The sequence below is a fragment of the Ardenticatenales bacterium genome (assembly GCA_020634515.1).
Lineage (GTDB): Bacteria > Chloroflexota > Anaerolineae > Promineifilales > Promineifilaceae > JAGVTM01.
Genome location: JACKBL010000007.1, coordinates 129,366 through 156,324 on the forward strand (window position 1 = coordinate 129,366; position 26,959 = coordinate 156,324).

The 26,959-nt window shown below is 56.3% G+C and carries 17 protein-coding genes; 8 read left to right on the plus strand and 9 right to left on the minus strand.

Features of this window, described 5'->3' with window-relative positions:
* The first annotated feature begins 36 nt into the window (after positions 1–36).
* The 3 genes from H6650_18110 (at position 37) to H6650_18120 (ending at position 3,176) form a co-directional block, all read left to right on the plus strand.
* Entirely contained in the window at positions 37–729 is a 693-nt protein-coding gene (locus H6650_18110; GenBank protein ID MCB8953925.1) for an ABC transporter ATP-binding protein, read from the plus strand.
* Positions 726–2,042 carry an ABC transporter permease gene (locus H6650_18115; GenBank protein MCB8953926.1) on the plus strand — a complete coding sequence of 439 codons (1,317 nt, stop codon included), beginning with the start codon at positions 726–728 and terminating at the stop codon, positions 2,040–2,042. The genes H6650_18110 and H6650_18115 overlap by 4 nt, the downstream gene beginning before the upstream one ends.
* Positions 2,043–2,126: 84 nt before the next feature.
* Positions 2,127–3,176, plus strand: coding sequence for a hypothetical protein (locus H6650_18120; protein MCB8953927.1), 1,050 nt, complete (start codon positions 2,127–2,129; stop codon positions 3,174–3,176).
* 631 nt (positions 3,177–3,807) lie between these two features.
* On the opposite strand, the gene H6650_18125 is transcribed toward H6650_18120, so the two are convergent.
* On the minus strand, positions 3,808–5,148 hold the full coding sequence (locus H6650_18125; GenBank protein MCB8953928.1) for a hypothetical protein: 1,341 nt from the start codon (positions 5,146–5,148) through the stop codon (positions 3,808–3,810).
* A 487-nt stretch (positions 5,149–5,635) separates the two neighbouring features.
* On the opposite strand from H6650_18125, the gene H6650_18130 reads away from it, so the two are divergent.
* A complete protein-coding gene (locus tag H6650_18130; GenBank protein MCB8953929.1) occupies positions 5,636–6,421 on the plus strand; it encodes a transposase in 786 nt (261 codons plus the stop codon).
* Between the two features lie 78 nt (positions 6,422–6,499).
* On the opposite strand, the gene H6650_18135 is transcribed toward H6650_18130, so the two are convergent.
* Genes H6650_18135 through H6650_18150 form a run of 4 tightly spaced genes read right to left on the minus strand, consistent with a single transcriptional unit; the run spans position 6,500 to position 15,921 of the window.
* On the minus strand, positions 6,500–6,889 hold the full coding sequence (locus H6650_18135) for a hypothetical protein (protein ID MCB8953930.1): 390 nt from the start codon (positions 6,887–6,889) through the stop codon (positions 6,500–6,502).
* On the minus strand, positions 6,886–8,025 hold the full coding sequence (locus tag H6650_18140; protein ID MCB8953931.1) for an RHS repeat-associated core domain-containing protein: 1,140 nt from the start codon (positions 8,023–8,025) through the stop codon (positions 6,886–6,888). Before H6650_18140 ends, H6650_18135 begins: the two co-directional genes overlap by 4 nt.
* Before the next feature lie 23 nt (positions 8,026–8,048).
* Complete coding sequence (locus H6650_18145; GenBank protein ID MCB8953932.1) at positions 8,049–8,420, minus strand: hypothetical protein; 372 nt, start codon at positions 8,418–8,420, stop codon at positions 8,049–8,051.
* Between the two features lie 28 nt (positions 8,421–8,448).
* Positions 8,449–15,921 carry a hypothetical protein gene (locus H6650_18150; protein ID MCB8953933.1) on the minus strand — a complete coding sequence of 2,491 codons (7,473 nt, stop codon included), beginning with the start codon at positions 15,919–15,921 and terminating at the stop codon, positions 8,449–8,451.
* 952 nt (positions 15,922–16,873) lie between these two features.
* On the opposite strand from H6650_18150, the gene H6650_18155 reads away from it, so the two are divergent.
* The 3 genes from H6650_18155 (at position 16,874) to H6650_18165 (ending at position 21,450) form a co-directional block, all read left to right on the plus strand.
* Positions 16,874–18,748 (plus strand): glycoside hydrolase family 13 protein, encoded by a 1,875-nt coding sequence (locus H6650_18155; protein ID MCB8953934.1) that lies wholly within the window; start codon positions 16,874–16,876, stop codon positions 18,746–18,748.
* 35 nt (positions 18,749–18,783) lie between these two features.
* Positions 18,784–20,598: an exo-alpha-sialidase gene (locus H6650_18160; protein MCB8953935.1), complete on the plus strand. Its 1,815-nt coding sequence runs from the start codon at positions 18,784–18,786 to the stop codon at positions 20,596–20,598.
* A gap of 75 nt (positions 20,599–20,673) precedes the next feature.
* Positions 20,674–21,450, plus strand: a complete 777-nt coding sequence (locus H6650_18165; protein MCB8953936.1) for a hypothetical protein — start codon at positions 20,674–20,676, stop codon at positions 21,448–21,450.
* A gap of 52 nt (positions 21,451–21,502) precedes the next feature.
* On the opposite strand, the gene acs is transcribed toward H6650_18165, so the two are convergent.
* A complete protein-coding gene (gene acs, locus H6650_18170) occupies positions 21,503–23,404 on the minus strand; it encodes an acetate--CoA ligase (protein MCB8953937.1) in 1,902 nt (633 codons plus the stop codon).
* 382 nt (positions 23,405–23,786) lie between these two features.
* On the opposite strand from acs, the gene H6650_18175 reads away from it, so the two are divergent.
* A complete protein-coding gene (locus H6650_18175) occupies positions 23,787–25,172 on the plus strand; it encodes a hypothetical protein (protein MCB8953938.1) in 1,386 nt (461 codons plus the stop codon).
* Positions 25,173–25,268: 96 nt separating this feature from the next.
* On the opposite strand, the gene H6650_18180 is transcribed toward H6650_18175, so the two are convergent.
* The 3 genes from H6650_18180 to H6650_18190 all read right to left on the minus strand — a co-directional run bounded on the left by H6650_18180 (position 25,269) and on the right by H6650_18190 (position 26,939).
* Entirely contained in the window at positions 25,269–25,817 is a 549-nt protein-coding gene (locus H6650_18180) for a dihydrofolate reductase (GenBank protein MCB8953939.1), read from the minus strand.
* A 1-nt stretch (position 25,818) separates the two neighbouring features.
* Positions 25,819–26,124, minus strand: coding sequence for a hypothetical protein (locus H6650_18185; protein ID MCB8953940.1), 306 nt, complete (start codon positions 26,122–26,124; stop codon positions 25,819–25,821).
* 233 nt (positions 26,125–26,357) lie between these two features.
* Positions 26,358–26,939: a GrpB family protein gene (locus tag H6650_18190; protein MCB8953941.1), complete on the minus strand. Its 582-nt coding sequence runs from the start codon at positions 26,937–26,939 to the stop codon at positions 26,358–26,360.
* Positions 26,940–26,959 lie beyond the last annotated feature (20 nt).

Here is a 26,959-nt window from a genome sequence, read left to right on the forward strand (position 1 = left end):
TGAGGGTTTTGAGGAAATGTGATGAACGCGCAAGCAATTATCGAAACGCGGAATCTGCGCAAAGTGTACGGCATGGGCGAAGTCCTCGTCACGGCCCTGGATGGCGTGGATTTGCGCATCAACGTCGGCGAATTCGTGGCCGTAATGGGTCCCTCCGGCTCTGGCAAGAGCACCCTGATGAACATTCTCGGATGCCTCGACCGCCCCACCGAGGGCCACTACTTGCTGGCAGGCAAAGACGTGAGCGGATTGGACAAAGTGCAGTTGGCCGCTGTCCGTAACCGGCAGATTGGCTTTATCTTCCAATCCTTCAACCTGCTGGCGCGCACCAGCGCCTTGCACAACGTCATGTTGCCGCTGGTGTATCAACGACCACAGCGATTTTCGCCACAAGAGCGCCAGGAACGGGCTATGGCCGCGTTGGAAGCCGTTGGGCTGGCGGATCGGGCCAATCACGAACCCAGCGCACTCTCCGGCGGGCAGCGGCAGCGGGTGGCGATTGCCCGCGCTCTGATCAACGACCCGCTGCTGGTGATGGCGGACGAGCCGACCGGAAACCTGGACTCGAAAACGGGGCATGAAATCCTCGACCTGCTGCATGAACTACATGGTCGGGGGCGGACGATCCTGATGGTGACACATGAGCAAGACATTGCCGCCGAAACGGAACGCACGATCATGATGGTGGATGGTCGCGTAGCCACCGACGGCCAGATGGGAGGTGAATGATGGCGACGACAACGCATGACCCCTTGCCTGTTTCACGTACTGTGGCAACGGTAGTGCAGGAGGACGTTGCGGGTGGCCTGATCCGTCCTGGCGAAATCGTGCGCATTGCCTGGGAAGGCGTGATGCGCAACAAAGTGCGCTCTTTGTTGACGATGTTGGGCGTGATCATTGGCGTGGCCGCCGTCATCATCATGATCGCCATCAGCGCGGGGACGGAGGCCACCATTGCCGAACAAATCGAGGGCCTGGGCGCGAATCTGGTCTTTATTCAGGCTTCTTTTGGGCGCGGCGGACCCGGCGCGTTCAATGACCGGAATACGCCGCGCCTGGTCTATGATGACGCGGCTATTGTGGCAAATGTGAGCGGTGTGCTGGGCACGGTGGTAGACCAGATGGCTTCGCAGACGGTGAAGGCGGGCAGCGAAACTTTGACGGAGGTTCCCTTGGTAGGGACGACGCCGGATTTCCCATCGGTGCGCTCGGTGGATATTGCCCAGGGGCGTTTCTTTAACGAGACGGAGGTGGACCGTTCGGCGAAGGTGGTGGTGTTGGGAGCTTCGGTGGCGGAGAGTCTGTTTGGTGATAGTGATCCGATTGGGCAGTCGATTATTGCCGGCACAACCAAACTGACCGTCATTGGCGTGGCCGCGGAAAAAGGGGTCGTGGGCAACACCGATTTTGACGCCCAGATTTACGTCCCTATTCACCTCATCTTCGACAAATTCATGCCCAGCCAGTTTGCCCGCTTCGCCGGCGATAACGTGCGCATTATTTACGCCCAACTGGACCCGAAAGCGGACAAGGACGCCGTCATTCAACAAATCGAACTGAAGCTGGCAGCTTCCAAAGGTATCTCCGTGGATGAACTCCCCTTCGTCATTCAAACGCAGCAGGACATCATCGATACGCAGGGGGCTACGACGGCCGCCTTCCGCAATTTGTTGGCCTGGGTGGCCGGCGTTTCCCTGCTGGTGGGCGGCATTGGCATTATGAACATTATGTTGGTGAGTGTTACGGAGCGTACGCGCGAAATCGGTATCCGCCAATCCGTGGGCGCAACGCCGGCGGACATCCGCCTACAATTTCTAACGGAAGCCGTTATGCTCAGCCTGGTTGGTGGCCTGATTGGCGTGTTGGCCGGCGTGGGGGGGGCGATCTTGTTCGGCGCGACCAGCGACATGCGCACGGTGGTCCTTCCGTCGTCTATTGGTCTGGCGTTTGGCTCCGCCGCCGCCGTGGGCATCTTCTTTGGCTTTTTCCCGGCGAACAAAGCGGCGCAGCTTGACCCCATTGAGGCGCTGCGACATGAGTAAACAATCAGGGGTTAGAAAGATTGGTTCATTCGTGGAGAATGGTAACGGCAAATTGGTCCAATCTCCAGAGCGTAGTTACGGAGAATGAACCAATCTGAAAACGTGAAGTTATTTTCGGACGGCTACTGGCGAGTTGTTTATTCGCTCTACAAGGTGTTTTTGCAGGAGTTCACCATGAAGCGGTTATCTTTGATTCTAATGGCTTTGGTTTTGTTCATGGTTGGTTGCCGTGCCGATGGCGGCGGGGAGACGGCGACGGCGACTGCCGGACTGGCGATGGATTATGACAATGCGCTGCCGGTGCAGTCGCAGTTGATCGTGGGAACGCTAAAGCTGGCGGACACGGACTTTCCGGTGGACGCTACGGAAGCGACCGCGTTGGTTCCACTGTGGCAGGCGGTGCAAAGCCTGAGCCAGAGTGATACCACGGCGACGGTGGAGTTGGACGCGGTGCTGAAGCAGATTCAGGAGACGATGCGTGCGGAGCAGTTGCAGGCTATCGCGGATATGCAGTTGACCGGCGCCGATTTGCAGACGACGATGCAGGAGGCGGGGATTGGTTTCCGCCCCGCTGGGTTTGGTCAAGGTAGCGACGGCCAGAACAGTGGCCCGACGGGAGGGCGCACCGGCGGTGGTTTTGCGGGTGGTCCTCCAGAAGGGGGTTTTGCGGGTGGCCCTCCGGGGGGGACGGCGTTGACGGAGGATGAGCGGGCGACGCGGGTGGCGGAGCGCGTGGGGAGTGGGGATGCGGAGCAGATGAATACTTTTCTGGGTCAGGCGATGTTGGCGGGGTTGATTGAGCGGTTGCAGGTGATTGCCGGCATTATCGACGAATCACAAATGACCACCCTGCGCACAAATGACCCCTCCTTTGGTTTCCTGCCCCTTATCAGCGAGACAACCGGCATCAGCGTGGAAAACCTGCAAACGGAGATGGCGAACGGAGCCACCCCCGCCGAAGCGATCACCGCCCTTGGTGGCGACGTGGACGCCGTGCGCGCCGCCTTGATTGACGCCTTCAACGCGCAGCCCAACGCGGACATGCAGAACGTGGAGCAGCGCGTGGACGATTTCTTGAACAGCAGTTTTGCCCGGTTTGGTCCCCCGCCGGAGACGCCCACCCCCACGCCGTAGTCGCTACTGTTTTTCACCCACCAGGACGATATTCGTCGGGGGAAAGGGCAGCGGCTCCAGTCCATTTTGGTCACGGCGGAACAGGGCCACCTTGCCTTGCCAGCGGTTTTGCATAATCCAGGGATTCGTGTAGACACGCGAACCTCTGGCGGGACCGTGTGGGTCCTCCACGATGCGGAAGCCCGCCCCGCGTAGCGCCTCCTTCCACTGCGCGAAATCCCAAAACGTAGATTCCTCGGTAACGGCTAAGGAACGGAAATCAAATAAGACAACGAAGTTGGTTCCTTACCGTTCCTCAAAAAGACCAATCCGCCGGCGGCGTCGCCAGAATGTGGCGTGCGTAATCCAGTTGGAGGGTGGTATGCAGCAGATGGCGACCGGGAAAAGCAAATGTCATGAGGTGGGTTCCGTAATCTAGCCTGGCATGGTGAGCAAACTTGTAGCAAATGAAGGCTGCTTTGCGGAACAGGTCGCCATGCTTATAATCCCCCGAAGTAACTATTTTGACAATGTCACATTACACAATTGAGAGCGATTCTGATAAAAATCGCCCATGACTAATGACCAAAAAGACAATGTTACTTTAGTTTTCCGTAAATGGGGTTTGAATTTTGGTGCTTCAAACCCGAAATCAGGCCTTTGCGAGCCGGATAGCTTCGTATCCAGGCGGCAAATGTGCCGTAACCGAAGCCTTCTTAGAAAGTTGGTTGGAAAGTGGCAGACCAACTTTTTTTAAATGCTTCATCAGGCGTCCATACGTCGGTTTGGCAGCTCTGTCCCAGAAGCCAGTCCGGATTGGCGGTAGGGTCGCCGCCAGATATTTCAATAGCGACCCGAAAATCATGGTCAGCGCCGGCAAGCGCGTGAGCGCGGTCGGGTGGTGGACATAATGCCGACCGCCGCCACCAGACAAAATGTACTTGCCCGTTTGCGGAACTCCTTCTATCGGCCAGCGTTCTGGGTAAATCGCCTGCATGGAGGCCGCGGTCAGTTCCAACACAGGTGTACCCAGCAGCAGCGGGTCTTCGAAATCGGGGTGGTGAATGGCGACAACCTGGAGCGGCGTGTGTCGCAATTTGCGCTTACGCTTTTCGTCTTCAACCCGATCTAGATGACGCTCCAGGAAGTAGACGGGGGACCAGACCTCAACCTTTATCTCAACGCTATCCTCAGCAACAAGCGTGTGCGTTTGCGTTGGTTGAGACGCTGGCAGGAGATTGTCCCCATGTTTTCGCGCCAATGGGCGCACCACTTCAGCCTGGTGGCGGCTGGGCGTTGGCCCCTTCTTGGAGGTTCGCGGCGGTATCTTGCCTGCTGTTTTGCCGAAGGTGCAGTTCTTGGCTAGCCGTACCACACAGTTATTCACCCCATGCCTAACCGCATCTACCAATGAAAATCCAGCATCAAAGAGGGCCAGGTCCGTCTCCGTCAGCTTTTTGCCGACCTGCTTGTACACCTTTTCCATCTCCGCGGATGGCGCGTTTTGACTCGTATCACCGCAGACCAGTAGTTCCAGGATGGCGACCCGTTGTTCTCCAACACGCCCTGTTGTCCCCATCATGCCAAATGGCACACCGGGCACCGCTTTGTGGGCATCTGAATCATACGTTTTGCTCTTCAGCCCTTTCACTCGTGCCCTTTTGTATGCCGTCATATCGACGGGTTTCAGCTGGTACCCTTGAATCACCGTTGCCTGCCATTGACCAGCCGCGTCTACTTGCTTTTTCAACTCGTCGAGCAACTCCGCCAGATTGAACTGACCGTACGTGATCGCTTTGGCTGCCCGACGACTCCTTGCGGCTCGTTCTGCCTCATCATCAATGAATGCGCTCAAATACTGGTCGACCGCGGGCATGATGCCACCGCCTGATTCGACAAAGTATCCGCTGTACATCGCGCTGATGACATCACAGATTCCTAAATCGGTTCCTTTCGGCAGCGTGGCAACCATTTGCTCAATTGCTTGTTGCACCTGATAATGGATAGCTGTGGGCGTGTTGGTGTTGGTGTTTGTTTTCACATACTAATCATCCATCAACACGCCCCTTTTTGCACCCCCTGTTTTCTCTCAGTTAGGGAAAACCAAAGTGACTTAGAGAATCTAAGGCTAGGGAGAGGGTTGATTGGTCGGCAAAGCCTTCCCAACCGCCAGCTTTGGCTAAAGGGATGCCACCTCGGAGTTTGGTATTGACCTCAAAAATGGTGTCACATCCACTCAAAATGCTCACCAACACCTGTCCCAGCTTATCGGTTAGGGAAAAGTGGACAAGTCAAATGAACATTGAGCAATTGAGAGATGCCACTACACAAATAGAGCAAAGATATGGCAAAACGCCAAGACATGATTGGCGTGGATTTCTCTGGCTTGACTACGATCTGAGCGGTCTGATATGTAGCCAGCAGGCTGAAGGAAGCGAAAGAGGCTATTTTAGCGGTAAAAAAACGCTACAGGACGACAATTGGCTCGTGTTAGTGCTGTAGATCACCAAGAAACCATCTGGTCACAACTCTTTGCAGGTAATCAGCATACTGTTAATTGTCTGCCAAATGCAATGGAAGGTGTGCAAAGTTCATTAGACTTAGACCAAAAGCAACGTAATCGCACCGTTTGGCGTTTTGATGGTGGCGGTGGCAGCGAAGATAACTTCCGACTTTTGCTAGGGCAAGGTTATCATGTCCACGCCAAAGGGCTTTCCAGCAGTCGGGCGGCTGCCCTAGCCAAGCAAGTTACCCGATGGGATTCCTACGATAATATCTGGCTTGGCGAGGTAAAAACCAATTTTGATTGGGGACGCCCCATACGAGTTTTTGTGCAACGTCGATTAAAAAAGGACAAGATTTTGCACAGTTATTTCGTTAGCACCTTGACTTTGCCCTCCAAAAAGCAGTTTTTGTTCCTTTATCAGGAGCGTGGCGGTGCAGAAGTAGAGCAATTTCGCCAAGATAAGAGTGGTTTGGCAATGGCAGTCCGCCGAAAAGCATCCTTCAATGGACAAACTGCTTACATTTTGTTGACGGATTTAGCCCATCATTTGCTTGCCGATTTCAAACGACACGCTCTGATTGGGTCACGATTTGAAACGTATGGGTTGAAGCGAATTGTGCGCGACCTTCTTTGTGTACCTGGTACACTTATATTTGATGAGCAAGGAAAACTCGTTTATGTTAAGTTGCTAAGTCAAATGAAAATTTCAACTGATCTGTTAATTTGTTTGGAAAGATACTATTTTGAGCGTTTTTCCTGAGTTGAAACCGCTCCAGTTTGAATGAAAAAGTTAAAACCCGCCGACTTTGTACAAAAATAAGGAATCAGACTGAAGAATTTAGTGTTCTATAAAATAAACAAGCAGATAACCTACAGGAATCATTATTGCAGATATTCTTGCAAAATCTATCACGATTAGTGCCTTATCAAGCGTTGTTGATCCTGAATGGCGGAATATCATTTTGTATGATAAATAGGTTACAAGCAAACTTGGAATGGCTAGACAAATGCCTATAGTGCGAGCCTGTAAGGGAGCTACCATATAAACAGCAAGTACAGTCAAAAGCAATCCATAAAAAAGTACGGGTACTAACTTGAGTATCAACGGATTATTTTTTATTGATTGAGGATACCCCCACTTTTTCACTATTGGATAGTGAAAAGCAACGACAAATATCCATGTGAGAAGAGGCAAATTAGTTATGACCAAGATTGATAACGTACTCATTCGTAAATTCCCTCAGGAGCGGTAATATGAAAATGGCGTGGAGCCTTATATTCTAATTGCCCTAATACATTCATCTCAGGAAGCAAAATTGTGGGGTACACATCAAAAAGTGTTTTATCTGGTGTAAGTACATCCCACATAGCAGCTGCCGTGCCAATTATTGTAGACCCACTTCCGACAATAGCAGTTCCTGTGGCGAAAGCACCTGCACATCCGACTGAGATTATACAACCTGTTACTAACGCACCCCCTCCAACTATACCAACACCTGCTAGCCCAGCTTCCCAGGTTAATGTATTAACATATGTTGACGGAATATAGTAGGGTGTTCCATCTGAACCACTCATTGTCGGCAGATTCTCCCAGTTATCAAAGTATAGATCTTCCAGCTCACGAGCTTCGGGGGTATGATCATTTAGCCATCCGATGTTTGAAGCATAAACTTGTTGTCCTTCTCGATTCCCATTTAAGCCGTAAAACCCACCTATATATACCTCTGATCCTGCTTCATTTGCCTCAAACAATACTAACATTGCTTCGCCACTTTCATAAGTGAAAACATCGCCAAACATTACATCTTCATCAAAAAGCCAATATACAAGTTCCTCAGAGTACCCAGCCTCTATCATCTCTTGCTCATTTTGATATTCTCCAAAATATGCGTTAATTTCATCGACTGAAAGATGTCCAGTTGGATCAGAATACTTGACAGGATTGTTATATCCGTATGAGTAGCGATTAAAGCTTTGGGGAATGCCGGCATCCGGCACAATCGTATCCGCATTCACAAATCGCCCCACGCCGGGCAGGTAGTAGCGGGCGTTGTAATAGATGAGGCCGAGGCCGTCGTTGTGCTTCTGGCCGGTGAAGCCGCGGTCGGTATAGGTTTGGGTGGGTGCGATGCGGTAGTCGCCGAAGGGGAGGTAGCGGGCGGTGCTGCTGGCAACTACGCCTCCCCCACCGTTATAGCTCATGATACTGGTACTGCCTAAATGGTCCGTGTGCAGGTGCAAGGTGTTGGTGGGGCCACCCTCGACCACCTGTCGCACGGCAATGGCCTGCCCGCCGAGGAAGTAGACGCTGCGTTGGGTGATGGGGTATTCGGTTTGGTGCGTGCGCTTTGTCAATACGTGCATGCCATTTCGGAATGACACCTGTCCTATTTGAAATACCTGATTGATGACCAAAACATAGCCGCAAACCACAACGGCAAAATAACAATGACAACGGCACTAAGAATAATATCTTTTTGCAGCAAAAGTGAGCCAACAAATGATGAACCAACTATAAGTATGAGAAACCCATACAATCCATACTTCTTCCATTTGAGAGTCAAATAGACAAACACTGCAATTAGGGACGAGAGTAGAAAGCCAATGGAAACGACTAGCAAATCGGCATCATATGTGTTTTGTATGATGGCTGCCAACAATATGAACAATCTTTCGCCAGCTTGATAAATACTACTTAAAAGAATCAAGCACAGAAATATGCTTAGCAAAATCGGCCGACTTGGGTCTTCTTGAACCATAGAATCACCTCCCATTCTATTCTTCGGGTCAGGGGGCTAAATCTAACGTAGACGTTAGAGATACACCTGGTATCTGCCAAATCATGGTATTTCCGGTGATAGCTGTTCCGTCTGGTCGTGTTATCCAATAGCGGCCTATCATCACAGATATTTGAACATTTAATTCACCAATAATGGGCAGGGGAATTGTAACGCCGATTCCCATCCCCAAATCTACTTGTCTGATAATTGTAGTCTCTCCGTTTTGTTGAACCTTCTTATTCTCATAACCTATGCAACCAATAGCACACGCTGCAAATCCTGGCGGTTCGACAGGCTGTAGTTCGGGTCCCTCTACAATTTCACCGGCCCAAGGCCCAAAACTATACTCAGTATGCGTAGTGAGATGTTCTTGTTCCCAGCATGGTTGCCAGTACTGACACGGACGATATTGCGTCTGCTGATTACATGGATAATAGCCATTATTGTCACCGCACATCGAGGGAGCATTATTCTCACAACTAAAATCATGCCCACAGTTCTCAAAGCGGTCAAAGATATCAATAATCCGCATGTCCCTGTATTTGTAATTCTTTCCATCTCCAATTAATTCTATTAGTTGATCCAAGCTGTAACCATTCAATAGGAACTGATTGACTAAAGACTGGTACTGTTGCCAACATCCGTAATCGTAGTATTCATCGTATGGGTCAACTCCGCAATGCCCACTCGGATCAACAAAAGCTAAAGGATTATTGTAAGTATACGCATAGCGATTGAATGATTGTGGGTTCGTTGGATTGGGGATAAAAGCATCCGCATTCACAAACCGCCCCACGCCGGGCAGGTAGTAGCGGGCGTTGTAATAGATGAGGCCGAGGCCGTCGTTGTGCTTCTGGCCGGTGAAGCCGCGGTCGGTGTAGGTTTGGGTGGGTGCGGTGCGGTAGTCGCCGAAGGGGAGGTAGCGGGCGGTGCTGCCGGCAACTACGCCCCCCCCACCACTATAGCTCATGATACTGGTACTACCCAAATGGTCCGTGTGCAGGTGCAAGGTGTTGCTGGGTCCACCCTCGACCACCTGTCGCACGGCAATGGCCTGCCCGCCGAGGAAGTAGACGCTGCGTTGGGTGATGGCGTAGCCGGTTTGGATGCCGCCGTCGTTGCCGTCGGGCGCTTGTGGGCTTTGTGGCGTGGGGGTGGGGGCGTCCTGGTAGGTAAAGGACCAGGCGTCGGGCCAGGGGCCAGTCTGGATGCAATCCTCATCCTGGCAGGTACGCACGCGCCAGGAATAGCTGTCCGGCAGTAGCAGTAGCCAGCCGGTGTCGAGCTGCTCGGCGGCAACGATAACGATGATGGGGGACTGGTTCTGCCCCGTTATTTCCACCTGGTACCAGCCGCCGCTGAGGGGGCCGTTGCCGCCGCCGCCGGGGGTGCAAGGGTCGGTCCACAGGAGGGTGGGCGGTTCGTTTTGGGTGGAGCCGTCGGGCGGCTCTTGCAGGGCGGTGGGGCATTCGAAGGGGGTGGGGCTGGGGGCGATGGTCCCCCCGCCGGGCGTGGGGGTAGGGGCGGGGGGTGTGGTGGTGGGCTGGTAGAGATACCAGAAAGTGAAGGGGGCGGACCAATCACTGTCGCTGCTGCAATCTAGCGTGTAGCACGCTTTCACGTTCCAACTATAGCCGCCACCGGGGATGAGGTTGAGCCAGGGGGCGGTGGTGCTTGTCTCCGCGGTGGGGATGGTGATGCCTTGTAGGGGCAGGCCGTCGCCGCGAATGTTGAGGGAATAGCGGACGGCATCGGCGCAGGGTTGCCATGTAAAGGTTTTGTTGAGGGCGATGCCGGCATCGGGGGGAGAGATGAGCGATGGTGGACAGGTGGGAAGAGGTGTAGCGGTGGCGCTGGGGGTCGCGGTTGGCTCGGGGGTGACGGTTCCGGGGGGAATGGGAGTGCGCGTCGATGTGGGGGTAGGCGTGGCAGAGGCCGTGGGAATGGCTGTCGGCGTGTGCGTGGGTGTAGCCGTGGGCGTGTGGGTGGGCGGCGGAGTATGGGTGGGGGTGTTGGTTGGTGTACGGGTAGGGGTGTTGGTCGGCGTGGGGGTAGGGGTACGCGTGGGGGTGTTGGTGGCGGTGGGGGTTGGCGTGGGGGGAATGGGGACGTGTTCCTCTTCGAATTGCGGAAAAGGGAAGTAAACGATACGTCCGTCGGGATGGATTGTTTTCACGCGCTGGCCGTTTGCATCATAGGCGAAGTCGGTTGTCTGTCCACCAGTAGTGACGCTGATGAGGCGGTTTTCAATGTCAAAGACCTGAGTGTAGTTGCCGCTGTCGTCGTGGCGACTGGTCATGTTGCCGTTGGCATTGTAGCTGAAGGTGTCGCTGCCGGCATTTGTCACCGCATGTACGTGGTTAGGGTCGTTGTAAGCGTAAGCGCGCCCATCGTAGTTGACCATGTTCCCTAACAAATCGTAAGCATAAGTATGGTCATAGTTGGCAACGCCCCCTGTTGCCTGGGCCGCGACAAGGCGGTTAAAGGCATCGTAGGCAAACGTCTGCGCATCCACACCGCTGTTGCTGTCGGTATCCAGTTCCAGAATGTTCCCCAAAGCATCGTAAGCATAGCCGAAATCGGGAAAAGCATCGCTATCTCCGCCATGTTGGATGGTGTGCAGGCGGTAGTTGTTGACACCGCCATAATAGGTGAAGGCGGTGTCAATGCCGTTGTTCCGATCAATCCGCGTCAGTTGACCACGGTGGTTGTAGACCATACCGGTGACCAGAGGTTCCCCATTGACGTGCAGGGTTTCGGGATAAAGATGGTCGTAAGCATACGTGACAACATCTCCATTAGGGTAGGTTGTCTGGGTAGGACGATCAAGGTGATCGTAGGTAGTACTCATGACGTAAGTCAGTCCATCCAGCGTCCGACTCTGCGATAGGAGGCGACCGCCGTAATCGTAGTTGAAAATATCCTGGATGGTAACACCCTCGGAAGCAGCCGTGACGGTTTGTACTTGACCAAGACCAGGACCGCTGCCGTAGTACGTGTAAGTCGCCAGGAGATTGTCGCCAGCTCCCGGACCATCGCAGGTGACGTTAGGACCTGTCCCCTCGTCGTATTTTTGTTGCATCCGCCCGGCGGCGTCGTAAGTAAAACAGAGGGTCTGATGGAGAGCGTCTTTCTGCTGCGTCAGGTTGCCACTTGCGTCGTAGGCGTATGTCCAACTACCCATATCGGGGTCGTCCATCGTCAGTTTTCGTCCTAGCGCATCGTAAGTCATGGCGAAGACGTTGTCAGCCGCATCCGCAATGAACTCCAGGTCGCCGCGCAGGTTGTAGTCGTAATGCGTAGTTGCTATCTCCCCTTCCAGGTAGTGACTGATGTAGAGGGCGTCAGTATCCACCGCTGCTTTGAAGCGAAAGGCGTCATTAAGCAAGACAGCGGCGGGGATGTCGCTGGTAAAGGCCAGAGCGGCATCCGGGTCCTCTTCAGACCAGACACGCCAGGAAACAACGCCATCCGTGCCCACGTTCATTTGCAGCCAGTACCAGACGCCGCCCTGCTGCGACAAAGCAACACCCGGAAAACTTTGGTCGCCGCCGCCCAGATTATAATCAGGATAAATCTGGTTTCCATGAAAAGCAAGACCCACGAAGGCATCATTGACGCCATCGCCCGTGGAGAGGCTTAACCGACCTTCATAATTGGTTTGCTCCAATTGAAAGCGCAACAGAACGCCATCGCCCGGCGTCAGGTTGAAACTGTTACGGTGCAGCAGCATCCTCCAACCGGTGGTATAGCTCTTGAGTTTCAATACGGTCTGCCCATTCAGATCATACGCCGGGTTCACGGTGGCGTCATTTACCTGCCACCACCACTGGCTGCCCACCAAATCAAAAGCGCTGGTCTCCGTGTCGAAGCCATCATACGTAGGATTGAATTCTTCGATGGTTTGCCATAGACCGAGCGTGTCTTGCTGCGTCACCCGCGGTTGCGCCAGGCCGTTCAAGGTGAGCTGGGTTTGCCCCAACGCCTGCTGCCAGGTGGTAACGCCATCTGGAGTTGTGACACCTGTGGCCTGGCCAAAGAGGTTGTACCGGGTTTCCGTGTGGTCCGTGGGGTATTGCGTCTCACAGCGGAGGTTGCCATTGAAGGTGTTGGCGCTGCCGGCAACGACCTCCGTCTGGCACGCTAATTGTCCCCGCCCATTGTATTCGTAGTCAACGAGGGTTTTGTCGAAATCGCCGCTGAGGCCCCAGGAACGCTGCTGCAAGGGACGCCCCAGGGCATCGTAGAAAGTGCGGGTGTGCGCTGTATTCGTGCCGGCTTCGTTTAGATAAGTGATTTCTTCTACGGCCAGGGGAAGGTTGCCACTGATACCCGCGTCATAATAATTATACATTGTCTTTAGAGTGGGCGCGCCGTCAATGCCGGCAGGCGCGTACACCTCCGTCAGACGACCAAAACTATCATACGCATAGGCCGCCTCGCTGCCATTCGGTTGCGTGATGCCGGTGAGCAGCCAGGGCGTGTGGGTATCCGCATACGTGTACGTGGTGACGCCGATGACGTCTTCGCCTTGATTGACACGTGTCAGATCGGTGCTGTCCCAATCAATCCGTCGCCAGCGCCCCGCCGGATCCACCACGCGCGTCAACTGCCACCACGCCCCTTGACTGCCGCCCCCGCCGCCGTACTCATTGGTCGTTATTAGCCAGCCATCACAAGGAGGCACGCCGACATCCGGCAAATAACTGTCCTGGTTTGTCAATAAACCCATTGTGGGCGTCGTGGAGGGCGCGCCGCAACTGGCGCCATCGTAACGCAGCCGCACACGCGAAACGATTTGGGTGTTGGCCCCTGGCAAACCATCCCAGGTCGTGATGCGCCAGGGCAGATTGACCAACCACACGTCATCACTGCCATCAACCGCGCTTATGTTCGCCAGGTATTTCGTCTCCTGCGTCCGCGTCGGCGCTGCCCCGCCCAAATCAGAACCAAACTCCCGCACTTCCTGCTGGTGACCATACATGTCATAGACAAACTCCGTGCGATTGACGGCCCCGTTGAGTTTGTCGGTGGTAATGGTCCGCATGAGAACGGCCTGCCGCTGTTGCGAGCCGCCCGTAGCCAAAAGTGTCCACACGTTGTCGGTTTGGCTACGCAATCGATCGTCGCTGTCCTTAATCTCCTGCATTTGCAGCCGCCCATTGAGCGCCGGATTCTCGTTTCCGGTATCCTCATTGTAATTGTAGACGAGGAAGTGGTTTATCTCGTGCAATTGTGGCGTCGTATCGGTGTCCTGCGCAAATGCCTGGCGTGTCGTCGTATGGAAGCCCTGAAACGTGCGCGCGAACAGGTTCGAGTCGTTGCCGAAGGCATCCACGTAGCGCCCACCGTAAGCCGGCTGGTCGTAAATGAAGCTCATCCGCCGGGGGGGCGCGTCGGCGGCCCAACCGCTGTCAATGCGCTGAGTGGTGACGTAGCTCAAATGCGTTTCCGTATCAGGAGGGTCATATGAGTAGAAGGGGAAGCGCACATTGTCTGGATTGTAAATGAATTGGACCGTGGGTTGACCGGACGGATGGTAGAGCGTTTTGACCTTGTCCATGTATGGGTAGCAATACATGAAGAAGCCATCAGGGGGATTATAGAATGTTTGCCCGGTGCGCTGCATCACGTAGTCAAAGGTAACGTCCGACCGGTTGGCAACGCGGGCGTTGCCGGCGGCATCGTACTCGGTGATGGCCGTGAGCATGACGTGTTTCCAGCCTGTCAGGTTATCGGCCAGCCAATTTTGACACCATGCGGTCTGGTTAGGGTAGTCATTGGCGCTGCCCGTTCCATGTCGGGCTGCCGTTTTGGTGAAGACGTAGGAACGAACGGGCTGATTATCGTACTCCACGGCCATGCCCGTTAAGTGTTTCGTCTGCCAGGATAAGACCCTGCCATTGAGCAGCGGAGCATAGAAAGAACCGGTGGACGAATAAGTGAAGTTGATGTCGCTCAGGCCATAACTGATGTGGTCAATGTAGCTGGCCGGGGTAAAAGCGTAGTTGTCGGCGGGGTCGGGCTGGCTGATCGGGGTTGCGTCTTCCAGATAGGCGTAGCTGATGCTGTTGCCAAACCGGTCACGGCCATAGTCGGCGCGCCAGCGCAGGGCAGGAAGAAGGTGTTCCGGATTTTCCACGTCCGCGTCTGGGATCATGCCCACGACTTCTTGTTCACTTTCGCCCGTGTAGCCCAGGCGGTAGGTGGTATTATCTCCTGTCTTCACCACCCAGTAACGGCGCGAAATTTGGTCGGCGGCGTTGCCGCCTGCTTCGTTGTCACAAACAGGTGTGGGCGCCGCTTCGTCGTGGTCACACATTTCGACATACAGTGAGGCTAACCCTCGTGCCAGGTAACGTCCAGGCTCGCCGTTGTTGGCTGCTCCATTTTCATGTACCAGGGCGTATCCTGTTCCATCCAGCGACAACGAAAATTGTAGGTCGCCGGTGTGGACGCCGGCGGCATCCTGGTACGTCAAGAGGGGACAGACCGTGTTGTTCAAGCTGCATAGGCGCAAGCTCTGCGCGATTTCCACCAGACCGGATAGCTGCCAACCAAATCCGGCGGGGTCGCTTTGGGCTTTACCCGTTTGTCCGTTGCCGGCATTGCTATCGTAAACAAGCGCCAGCGTAGGGGCAAAACCGTTCGGTCCTGGCGGGGTAAGGAAGCCATAACGGTAGCTGGCACTACCCTGAAAAAGGGAAACGACGGGTTCACGGTAAGTGGGCGTCCAGCTTGAGGGGGGTTCCGGCTCATCCAGGATGCCCGCCGTATAAGTCCCATCGCCACGCGGCGTAAAGGACAACGTCTGTTGTCGTTCGTCGAAAAGGAAGGGAATTGGGACGGCAATCGCGTCGCTTCCGGTCGGCTGGAAGGTCAGTTGCAAAGATGCCTGGTCAATAGGGGCTGCACCCGCGTAGCTGGATAAGCGCCATTGGATGCGCGAATCGTCCGCTCCTGCCGTCTCCGGCCAGTTATGCAAACGGAACCGGAACCAAAACACGGGATCCTCTGCCGTGGCATATCGTTCCGCGACTGGTTCGACGGTGATGCCGGCATTTTCCCCACCCAGGCCACGCAATTGTATCTCCGACATCGTGCGCAAATCTTGTGTTTCCGCCGGCGGAAAAGTAAGAGTCGTCGTCGTCTGGGAACGGGTATACTGATTGTCGGCCACCGCCGTCAACAAGAGATATACCGGGGCAGTATAGAGCCGGCCTGTCAATAGCACATGTAAGTGCACGTCTCTCGTCTCGCCCGCCGCGATGTCGCCTACGGTGACGTCGCTGCCGGCAACATACGACGACTTATCGACAAACAGGCGCACATTTTCAGCCGTTTCCGTGCCGTTATTTCTGACATACACAGCAAGCGCCACGCCGTTGCCGTCCCTGAACGGAAGCGTCAGCGGCGCGGCGGTCAGCGTTAAATAAGGAGATGCCGCGCTTGCCGACGTGGAAACCGGTGGCGCAGTCATAATAACGAATTCGCGCGCGCGACCAGGCGGGTGGCTTTGTATGATGGGAGGCGATTTCTTCTCGTGTGAAAATGCGTTGGGAAGGGGGGCAAAGGGGGTGAACAACAATTGAAACAAAAGGCTGAATACTGCTAGCACGTGGCCGACAACGTGCGCAGGCAATAATTTGGCAAAACCCATATGACTCTCCTGATATATGGCTTATGGCTCTTATCTTCTTAAACAGTAACTACTAAGGACTGACGATGAAATAAAGTATGGAATTGCATCGTCAGTTTACAGGAATAGTAAGGAAACAACTTCGTCATTTTATTTAATTCCCGTTCCTAAACCATATTGGACCCATTTTCTCTGGTGAAATGGGTCCAATCTCCCGAAAGCGTTAGTAGTTGCCTTAAACGAATAACTGTCTCCCATAACAAGTCAAAACGAGCTTCTGGCTCAAGAAGCAATAGGTATGTTGCAATTTACTATACTCGTTCTTTTCGATTTTTCTCCCCATTTTGTCTTTCAATAAAATTCGTTGGGTCTTTCGGATTTGGCGGGGGCTGGCCTATTTTTGCCGCGAATGCTGCGAATGCCGCGAATGCTGCTGATTTTTGCGGATTTTTTTCGTGTTCATTTGCGAAATTCGCGGCTTCCTCCTTGAAATGCAATTACTAACGCTCTCTGAAGAGCGGACCCATTTCACCAGAGAAAATGGATTCAATCAGGCTTGACAGTTACCTTGAAATTCTAAAGAGCCAATTTGCTTCTCGAATCCTTTTGCCAGGAATTGCGCGATCCCTGTTATAATACGGCACGCTTTGCGCCATTTCCTACGCTGAATTTGCGACAACACGTGAGATTGGTCCAATCTTAAACGGATGCGTCCTTCGTGAGCGTCCAGAATTTAGTTCTCCCCAAGATTGGTTCATTCTTGGAGAATGAACCAATCTTTAATTTGAACGCTATGCCGATCAACGAAGTCAACTACTTTGGCCTTCCCAGTTCTCTTTACCCTTTCGATATTCGTTATGACCAGGCGGACCGCGCCTTTTGCGATCCGCGGCCCGATGGGCGCTGGCGCGTGCGGTTGCAAACCGAGCCTGGCTTCGCCGAAGTGGTGCTGGTCTACAATGATGGCGTAGCGCGGTCCGCGCCCATGCGCCTCTGGGGGCAGACCCGCCGCTTTCAGTTTTGGGAAGTGGTGGTGCAGCCCGCGCGCGCCCGCGTGCTCTACTCATTTGCCTTGAAGCGGGCGGATGGCATGATCATTAATTTGGGGCGACATGGCGTCAGCAATGCGGTGGAGTCTCCTTATGTGCTGAATATGACGGCGATGTTGCCGATGGAAATGCCGGCATGGATGTCCGGCGCCATCATCTACCAAATCTTCCCGGAACGCTTCGCCAACGGTGACCCCGGCAGCGACCCACCCGGAACAGTCGCCTGGGACACTCCGCCGCGCAGCCACCAATTTCACGGCGGCGACCTGCCCGGAATTACGGCCCACCTCGACCACCTGCACGCCCTCGGCGTAGACGTTGTGTATCTGACGCCCATTATGCCCTCGCCCAGCAACCACAAATACGACACCGCCGACTATTACCACGTAGACGCGGCCTTTGGCGGCGACGAGGCGCTGCGCGAACTGGTGGCGGGGCTGCACCGGCGGGGAATGAAGATTGTGCTGGACGCCTCCTTTAACCATTGCCATCCCCAGTTTTTTGCTTTCCAGGATTTGCTGCGACGGGGCGCGGATTCGCCGTATCGTGACTGGTTTACGGTGCGGGAATTCCCCATTAAGGTGCGGGCGCGGCCACACAAGGCGCCCGCTCACTGGCAGCGCAGCGAGGCGGAAATGCGGGCGTGGCTGGCGCGCTTCTCCCAGAGCAGCGGCGTCCCCGTGGAGATGGTAGAGGATGATGGTCCGGTGGTGGAGGCAAACTACGAAGCGTGGTTTGGCGTCCTCACCATGCCCAAAATCAACCAATCCAACCCGGAGACGCGGGCTTATTTCCTGGATGTGGCCGCCTACTGGCTGCGCGAGTTTGACATTGACGGCTGGCGCATGGACGTGGCGCAGCATGTGGTGGATGATTTCTGGCGCGATTTTCGGCGCGTGGTAAAGCAGGTGAAGCCAGACGCCTATCTGCTGGCGGAGGTCTGGGGAGATACGTCCCATTGGCTGCAAGGGGACATGTTTGACGCCACCATGAACTACACGTTCCGCGGCCTGTGCCTTGATTATTTCGCGCAGGGCGGCCTGACGACGGCGGATTTCGTGGACGGCGTGCAACAAATGTTGACGATGTACCCCTGGCCGGTGACGCTGGTGAACCAGAACTTGCTCTCCAGCCACGATACGCCCCGTTTTTTGCATCTGGCGGGGGAGGATGCGCGCCGCTGGCGGCTGGCGACGTTGTTCCAGATGACGCTGCCGGGCGCACCCGGCATCTACTATGGAGATGAAATTGGCATGACGGGGGGGCATGACCCGGACTGTCGCCGCGCCTTTCCCTGGGAGGCGCGGGCGCAATGGGACGAGGAGACGCTGGCCTGGACCCGTTCGCTCATTGCTTTGCGGAAACGAGTCGCGGCGCTGCGGACGGGATCGTGGTCGCTGGTGTGGGCGGGGGCGGAGGCGTTTGCGTTTGTGCGTGAGCAGGATGAGGAGCGTCTGTTGGTGGTAATCGTGCGGGCGGAAGGGTTGGCGCAGGTTGTGTTGCCCCTGACGGGCGCGCCGCCGCTGTTGCTGTGGGGCGAAGGAGAAGTGATGGCGGATGAGGGGGGTGTGCGGGTGAGGGGAATGCCGGCATGGTCCGGCCTCATCGCGCAACTGTAACGAAAATGACCCTGGCGATGAACGGGAGAAAGACAATGAATAACAAGAAAAAATGGCATCTCGCGGGTCTGATAATGCCGGCATTTTTGCTGCTCATCACAGGCATAACGTCCGCCGCCGTCGGCACCTGGAAAGCTCCCCTGCTGGTGGCGGCCACGGATGAAGACGCCAACTGGCCCGAAATGGCTATCGACGCCGGCGGAACATTGCACGTAGCCTGGCACGAAGCCCCCTTCCTGGGAGATGGCGACATCTACTACGTCAGCCGCGCCCCCGGTGGCCCATGGAGCGCGCCCACCAACATCTCCCATCGTCCGACGACGCCGTCCGAGTACGTGGACATCGCCGTGGATGGAAGCGGCGTGGTGCATGTGGTATGGGATGATGGCAGTTATGATGGGCAGGAGATTTACTACGCGGCCAAATCGGGCAATGTCTGGTCGCAGCCGGTGAATGTTTCCAACACGTCGCACAGCAGCTTTTTCCCCAGCGTGGCCGTGAGTGATGGGGGCGATGTGTACGTGTTGTGGGAGGAATATGCCGGCACAGGAGCCGTCTACAACATCTACTTCGCGGAAAAACCGGCCGGGGGGAACTGGCTGCCACCGGTCAACGTATCCAACTCCACCAGCGACGCCAACGACCCCCAACTCATCGTAGACGGCGACAACCTCTATCTGATGTATTGGGACGACAAACCCAATCCCGGTTCCGATTATGACGTTTACTACACCGAGCGGCTGGCCGGCAGCGCCAACTGGAGCGTGCCCGTCAACGTGAGCAACAGCAGCAACTGGTCCACCGACGCGCGCATGGTCTTGGACGCCAACGGAATACTGCACGCCGTCTGGGATGAAGGGCCGGGCTTCGGCGCGGGCGACATCGTGTATGCGCGCAAGCCGGCGGGAGGCAATTGGAGCAGCTTCGAGAACGTCTCCAACAGTTCTGGTGATGCCAACGATCCGACGCTGCTGGTTGGCGACGATGGTGTGGTGCATGTGGCCTATTACGACTGGACGCCGGGGCAGGCGGACATTTTCTACACCAGCCGCGATGCCGGCAACAACTGGTCCCCGCCGCAAAACATCAGCCAGACGCCCAACACGGCCCAGGACTTCACCGCGACGTTGCTGTGGGCGGATGGGGCGCTGCATTTGCTCTGGGATAGCGTGGCTATTTTCGGCAACAGCGGGGTGACGATCTACGAGGTTGTGCTGGGGCCTGGGGGTTGGAGCAGCCCTGCCGCGCTCACGCCGGTGCGGTATGGGTCGGTGGAACGGGCGCAGTCTGTTGTGGATGGAACAGGCGCGATTCAGGTGGTTTATGCCGGCAAACCAACCGGTGGCGTGTTTGACATTTATCACCTGCGCAACGATGGCCCGCCCCCGACCGCTCCCATCAATGTCTTGTTTGCGCCCAATGGCGGTGGCGGGCAGGTGGGCGCGCCGCAAAACCTGTTCACCGCCACCTATGACGCCAATGGCGGCGGCAACGTGCGCCGCGCCTTCTTCTGGCTGAATACGCAACCCACGCCGGCCAACGGGCTTGGTCTGCTCTACGACGCCGGCCAGAACCAATTGATCTTGCTTAATGAGGCCGGTACAGGCGTTGCCGGCATTTGTCAACCAGGAGATACCGCTACCCTATCACATAGCTATGCCCAGGTAGACTGCGCCCACAGCCAGGTCAGCGCCTATGGCGAAAACGTGCTGCTTATCCAGTGGCGCGTCACCTTCACCAGTTGCCCGCCCGGCGGCTGCGGAACCTACCAGGCATGGCTGCGGGCACAAGATTTCGACAACTTGAGTAGCGGTCTCAATGCTCGTGGCGTCTGGACGCTACAACCGTAAATCTTCCAGACTGGGGCAGTTTTCAAAACTGCTCCACGCTCTGGAAACAGAAATCCACGTCAGAAAGGATAGAATATGTCCAACCGTCTTCAGTTGACCCTGGTCGCCACGCTTTTCAACGTCCTGTTTGAGTACGCCCTGCGCGGCATCAACGCCTTCCTCGCCCGCCCCTTCTTCATCGTCATCATGTTCACCGCCTACTTCACCCTCTTCACACTGCAAGACGGACTCATACGCCGCTACCACCTGCGCGACTACCACCTGTTCATTCTGGCCTTCACCTACGGCATGGTTTACCAATGCCTTTTCTCCGGCGTGGCGTTTCAGGAACCCACTTTCCTGGGCATCAACTGGGGGCAGGTGCTATTCACCCTCATCTTCTGGTGGGGCACGGTGCAGTCCGTCCTCACGTTCTACATTGCTAACCGCGTGGTGGCGCGGGATTGGAGCGCGCGGCCGTTGTCGCGTGGCGGTTGGGGGATCGCCCTGCTGCTGAATCTGTTCGTAATCTTTCTCTTCCAGCGCAGTCCCGAAATCCCCCGTGGCCGCCCCATTGGCTACCTGATGATGCTGCTCGTCTTCGCCGCGGGCGCGTTTGTCCTTTACCTGACCGTGCGTGGCCGGAAACTGGATCCCCGCCGCTTTGAACCGAGCCGGCTGATGGACATTCTCTCCGCCGTCAGCCTTCTTCTTTTCGTGTATGCGGCCTTTCTCCTCCCCCACGACCCCGTCGCCATGCGCACAACCACGGTCAACGCCACGTCCGCGCGCCTCATCGCCGCCTGGACGGTCCTCGTCACCTTCATCATTTGGGGAGGGCGATTGGTCCGCCGGCGCTCGTATGCCGTTTGATGCAGGCTAAAAAAACCGGGTTTTTTTGAAAACCCGGTTTTTTGGGGCGCAATTAATCCGCCAGCGTGGAGAGGTCGCCCATCTCGTGCCCCAGCACTTGCGCCTTGAGGACGCGGCGCATGATTTTGCCGGAGCGCGTCTTGGGCAGGCTGTCTACGAAATCCACGGTGGTGGGCCTGGCAATTGGCCCCATTTCGTGCGCTACGTGGTCGCGCAGTTCCATGGAGAGCTTTTCGCTGCCTTCAAATCCCTGCCGCAAAATGCAGAATGCCTTGATGATGTTGCCGCGCAGCTCGTCGGGGACGCCGATGACGGCGGCTTCGGCCACGGATGGGTGGCTGACGAGGGCGCTTTCGATTTCCGCCGTGCCCAGGCGGTAGCCGGAAACTTTGATCACGTCGTCAATACGGCCAATGACCCAGATGTAGCCGTCTTCGTCGCGCTTGGCGCTGTCCCCGGGGAGATACCAGCCCTGGTCGGCGAAGCGGCTCCAGTATTGGGCTACGTAGCGGTCGGGATCGCCGAAGATGGTGCGCAGCATGGCCGGCCACGGTGTTTTGATCACGAGGTAGCCTTCTTCATTTGCCGGCACGGAATCCCCCTCCTCATCCACCACATCCACCTGCACGCCGGGGAAACCGCGCGTAGCCGAACCCGGCTTCAACGGCACGCTGGGCAGCGGCGTAATCATGAAGTTCCCCGTCTCTGTCTGCCACCACGTGTCCATGATAGGGCATTTTTCCTTGCCAATGACCCGATAATACCACTTCCACGCCTCCGGGTTGATCGGCTCGCCCACGGAACCCAATAGCCGCAAACTGGAGAGATCGTGCCGATTGGGCCAGCTTTCGCCAAAGCGCATCAGGCCGCGAATGGCGGTCGGAGCCGTGTAGAGAAGGGTGATCCCATATTTCGCCACCATCGACCACCAGCGGTCAGGGTACGGGTGCGTTGGCGCGCCCTCGTACATGAAACTGGTCGCCCCCAGGATGAGGGGCGCATAGACGATATAGCTGTGTCCCGTGATCCAACCGGGATCGGCGGCGCACCACCACACATCTTCCGGCTTGATGTCGAACACCCATTTGAGCGTGGTGCTGGTTCCCACCATATAGCCGCCGTGGGTGTGCAGGATCGCCTTCGGCTTGCCCGTTGTGCCTGACGTGTACAAAATGAAGAGCGGGTCTTCGGCGTCCATCACTTCGGTGGGGGATTTGGGATCGACGACGGGCAAGGCCATCAGGTCGTGATACCAGTAGTCGCGCCCGGCCACCATGTCTACTTCTTGCCCGGTGCGTTTGACGCAAATGACGGATTGGAGCGTGCCGGCACGATCCGCCGCTTCGTTGGCTATTTTCTTCAACTCAATGATCTTGCCGCGCAGCCAGGCCCCATCGCACGTAATCAACAGCTTGGAACCGCTGTCTTCAATGCGTCCCAACAGGGCTTCCGTGGAAAAGCCGCCGTAGACGACGGAATGCATGGCCCCGATCTTGGCGCAGGCCAGCATGGCGATCATCAATTCCGGGATACGCCCCATATAGATGGTGACACGATCCCCTTTTTGCACGCCCATGGAGCGGAGAACGCTGGCGAATTTGCACACTTCGATATTCAATTGATGATAGCTGAAGGTGCGGGTGTCGCCCGGCTCGCCTTCAAAAATGAGAGCGGCCTTGTTGCGCACGGAAGTGTGCATGTGGCGGTCGAGGGCGTTATGGACAATGTTGACTTTGGCGCCCACAAACCACTTGTAAAACGGCGCATTGCTATCGTCCAGCACGGTTGTCCAGGGGCTGAACCATTCGTAGTTGTCGGCGGCGATTTTGCCCCAGAATCCCGGCAGGTCGGTGGTTGCCGCGTCATTGACGGCGTCGTAGTCGGGCACATGCGCCGCGCGCACGACTTCCGGCGCGGGATAATAGACGTCACCAGTCATTTGTTTGTCACTCATGTGGGGATCTCCTCAAGATGATTGTTGGTTGACGATTGCCGGAAACTGCGCGCCAGCCGTGTCACATGAAGTGAAAAGGGCGACACATTCCTTTCCATGTGGGTGAATCTTTTTCGTGGCGTTGCCTCGTGTGGGTGGATACGTCGCAGCCTCGGAATATGAATATATTTTCCCTCTCCCATCTCTAAGTATAATTAGGAATGGGCAAAACGTAAAACGGCGCGCCCCATGCTTGTCGCGCCGATTTTTGAATCTTGAAAAAATGTAACGGCTAAGTCAGATTGAACCAATTTTCTCTGGTGAAGTTGGTCCAATCTCCAGAGAGCGTTAGTAGTTGCCAATCTTTTCGCCCTATAGGGTGTTTTCGGAAGAGGAATTGGTTATGCCGGCACAACCCCATATCGTCATCATTGGCGCAGGTAGCGCCAGCTTTGGTCCGGGCACGGTGGCAACGCTCCTGCGCAGCGAGGCGCTGCGCGGCAGCCACCTCAGCCTGGTAGACTTGAATGAGGAATCCCTGAACCTGGTCACGCAGGTCGCGCGGCGCATGAACGCGGAGTGGGGCGCGGAGATGACGATTCGCGCCAGCACGGAGCGGCGGGAGGTGCTACCCGGCGCGGATTTCGTGGTGGTGTCCATTGAAGTGCCGCCGCGCGAGGTGTTGTGGCGCATGGATTGGGAGATTCCCCTCAAGCATGGGCTGCGGCAGCCTTATGGCGAAAATGGCGGACCGGGTGGTTTTATGCACACATGCCGGCAAATCCCTCCCCTATTAGCCATCGCCCGCGACATGGAAACCCTGTGCCCCGACGCCTGGCTGATCAACTTCAGCAACCCCCTCCCCCGCCTGACACGCGCCATCAGCAAATACACGCGCATCAAAACAGTGGGGAAATGCCACCAGATCAAGGTCGGATACGCGATTGTGGCCACCCTGTTGGCCGGGCGCTATGGCATTACCGTGCCGCCGGGCGTGCGGTTTCACTCCGACCCGGGCAATGTCTCCAACATTGGCGTGATGGCCGAGGCGGGGCAGCAGCATGTGAAAATCAAGGTGGCCGGGCTGAATCACTTTATCTGGCTGCTGGACGTGCGCGACCGCCGCACGGGAGAGGATTTGTACCCCGCCTTGCGCGCGGCGCGGGCGGATGCGCCGCCGACGATGGAGCCGCTCTCGATGGATTTGTTCCGTATTTTTGGCTACTGCCCCGTCCCTGGCGACACGCATTTGTGCGAATATCTGCCCTGGCTGCACGACGCGCAGGCGCGCCCGTGGGAGCGGTACGAGATTCCGCTGTACGATTGGGGCGGAAATGAAAACTGGCGGGATTTGAATCTTTATTTGTTGCGGCAGATGGCGGTGGGGAAGATGTCGGTGGCCGCCATGCAGGAGGCGCGGAGTGAGGGGGCGGTGGAGTTGATTGAGGGGATGTGGGGGAATTTGAATGTGTATGACGAGACGGTGAATGTGCCCAATCGGGGGGCGATTGCGAATTTGGGGGCGGAGGTGGTGGTGGAAGTGCCGGCATTGATCAACCGCATGGGCGTCCAACCACTACCCGTCGGCCCCCTACCGCCCGCCATCGCCGAACTATGCCGCCGCGAAGCCGCCCTCGTCGAACTCGTCGTAGACGCCGCCGTCAGCGGCGACCGCAAACTGGCCCTGCAAGCCCTGCTTCTCGACCCCATGATCGACGACATCGCCCGCGCCGAGGCCATCCTGGACGACTACCTGACTCAGTTCGCCGACTACCTGCCACAGTTTTGAAAAAGAAGGCAGAAGGATGAGGTATGAGGTATGAGGTATGAGGTATGAGGTATGAGGTATGAAGGATGCTACTTGCCCCTCGCCCCTCACCTCTCGCTACTCGTCCCTCCTATACCGGCTTTGCACCAATCCGCTTTTGTAAGCGATGGTTTCCACGTGTTGCCAGCGGATGTCCGCATTCAAGGGGCCGAAGAGAGGGATGCCCGTGCCAATCAGCACGGGCACGCGGGTGATGATTAGCTCGTCAATCAGTCCCCCTGCCAGGAAGCCTTGTATCGTTTTGCCCCCATCCACATAGAGATGGCGCGCGCCCGCGGCTTCCAGTTCCGTCCATAGTTCCAACGCGGAACCGGCGTGTAGCGAAACCGTCTCCGGCAATCCTTCCGCCAGCTTCGTTAGCGTGCGGCTCATCACCACCACGCGCTGGCGGCCATAAGCCCACGGCCCAAATGTCAGCACGATTTCATACGTTTTGCGCCCAATCACGATCACGTCCACGGAGTCCATGAACGCCTGGTAGCCGTAATCTTCCTGCTCGTCGCCCGCCCCCGCCGCGCCATCGCTGCCGGGCAGCCAGTCCAGCGCCCCGTTCTCGCGGGCAATGAATCCATCAAGCGAGGTGGCAATGTAGACGGATGCTTTCATGTTACCCTCCTGGCGTCGCCTGCGCGACAACGGTATTGATGACGTTGATCAGGATGACGATGAGGCCAATGCCCCAAACGGGGAGGACAAAGAGGTAGCCGCCAAAGTCGCGTCTGGTGAGCCAGCCCCGCTGCCGACGAAAACGAAGGCGCGCGACGGCGTCCATCAGGATGAGGCCGACGCCGACGGCGATCATCACGGGCGCGTCCGGCAGTTTGCGTAAGAAGCCGCCGGCAAAGGCGATTAACGCGCTCACAACCAGCATCATGATTCCCAGCGCGTTTCCGCGCAGCGGCAAAAGTGTCATGCTCGTTTACCTCTCCTCTGAAAATTTAGGGCGATTTTCCAAATCGCCCGCCCGATTTGGAAAATCGGGCTACGACGGCACATCATTTTCATTCATGGTGGTCGGCGACAGCCGGTGAAGTCTCCTGCGAAAATGATCTTCCCGGAAGCTTCGTCACGGATGCTGGCTCTGGGCAACAGCTTCCGGGAAGATGTTGTCATTGATGGTGGTGTGCCGCGGCGCATGAAGTCTTTTCAGGAGATGGGTGGTTGGGTGGTGTGGGCTGGCTGCCAGTTGGTGTAGATGGCCCACTCTTGCGCGGCCTCCCAGATGAGGTCGTAGACGGGGTCTTTGATGTCGTAGTACGTCTCTACGTCGTCGGCGTGCCGCCGGGCGATCTCCCGCTTGATGCGTTCGATGGAGCGGGCGGCGCGGGGGTGGGCGCGCAGGTAGTCACGAAAGAGGAGGGGGTACTGTTGGTTGGGATTGCCGGCAATACGCACATGCACATTGGCCCGCCGTTCCCCCTCCGGTTCCGTAAACAGCATCTTCGTCCACAGTCGCGGGTCTTCGTCCTCGCCTGCCGGCACATGGTCTCGCGTATGCCGGCTTTGACGATACCCCGCCGCCGTCATACGCTCCACAATTTCCGGCGACAAGGCGCGCACCGTCACCTGGATGTCGATCACGTCTTTCGCGCCCAATCCGGGGACGGACGTGGAGCCGATGTGGTCAATGCGCTCGGCCAGCGAACCGAGGACGAGGCGCAAGGATTGGCGCAGCGTGGCGAATTCTTGCGGCCAGAGCGGGTTGTAGTCGTGAATGATGATCATGATCGGGTGGTGTAATGGATGTC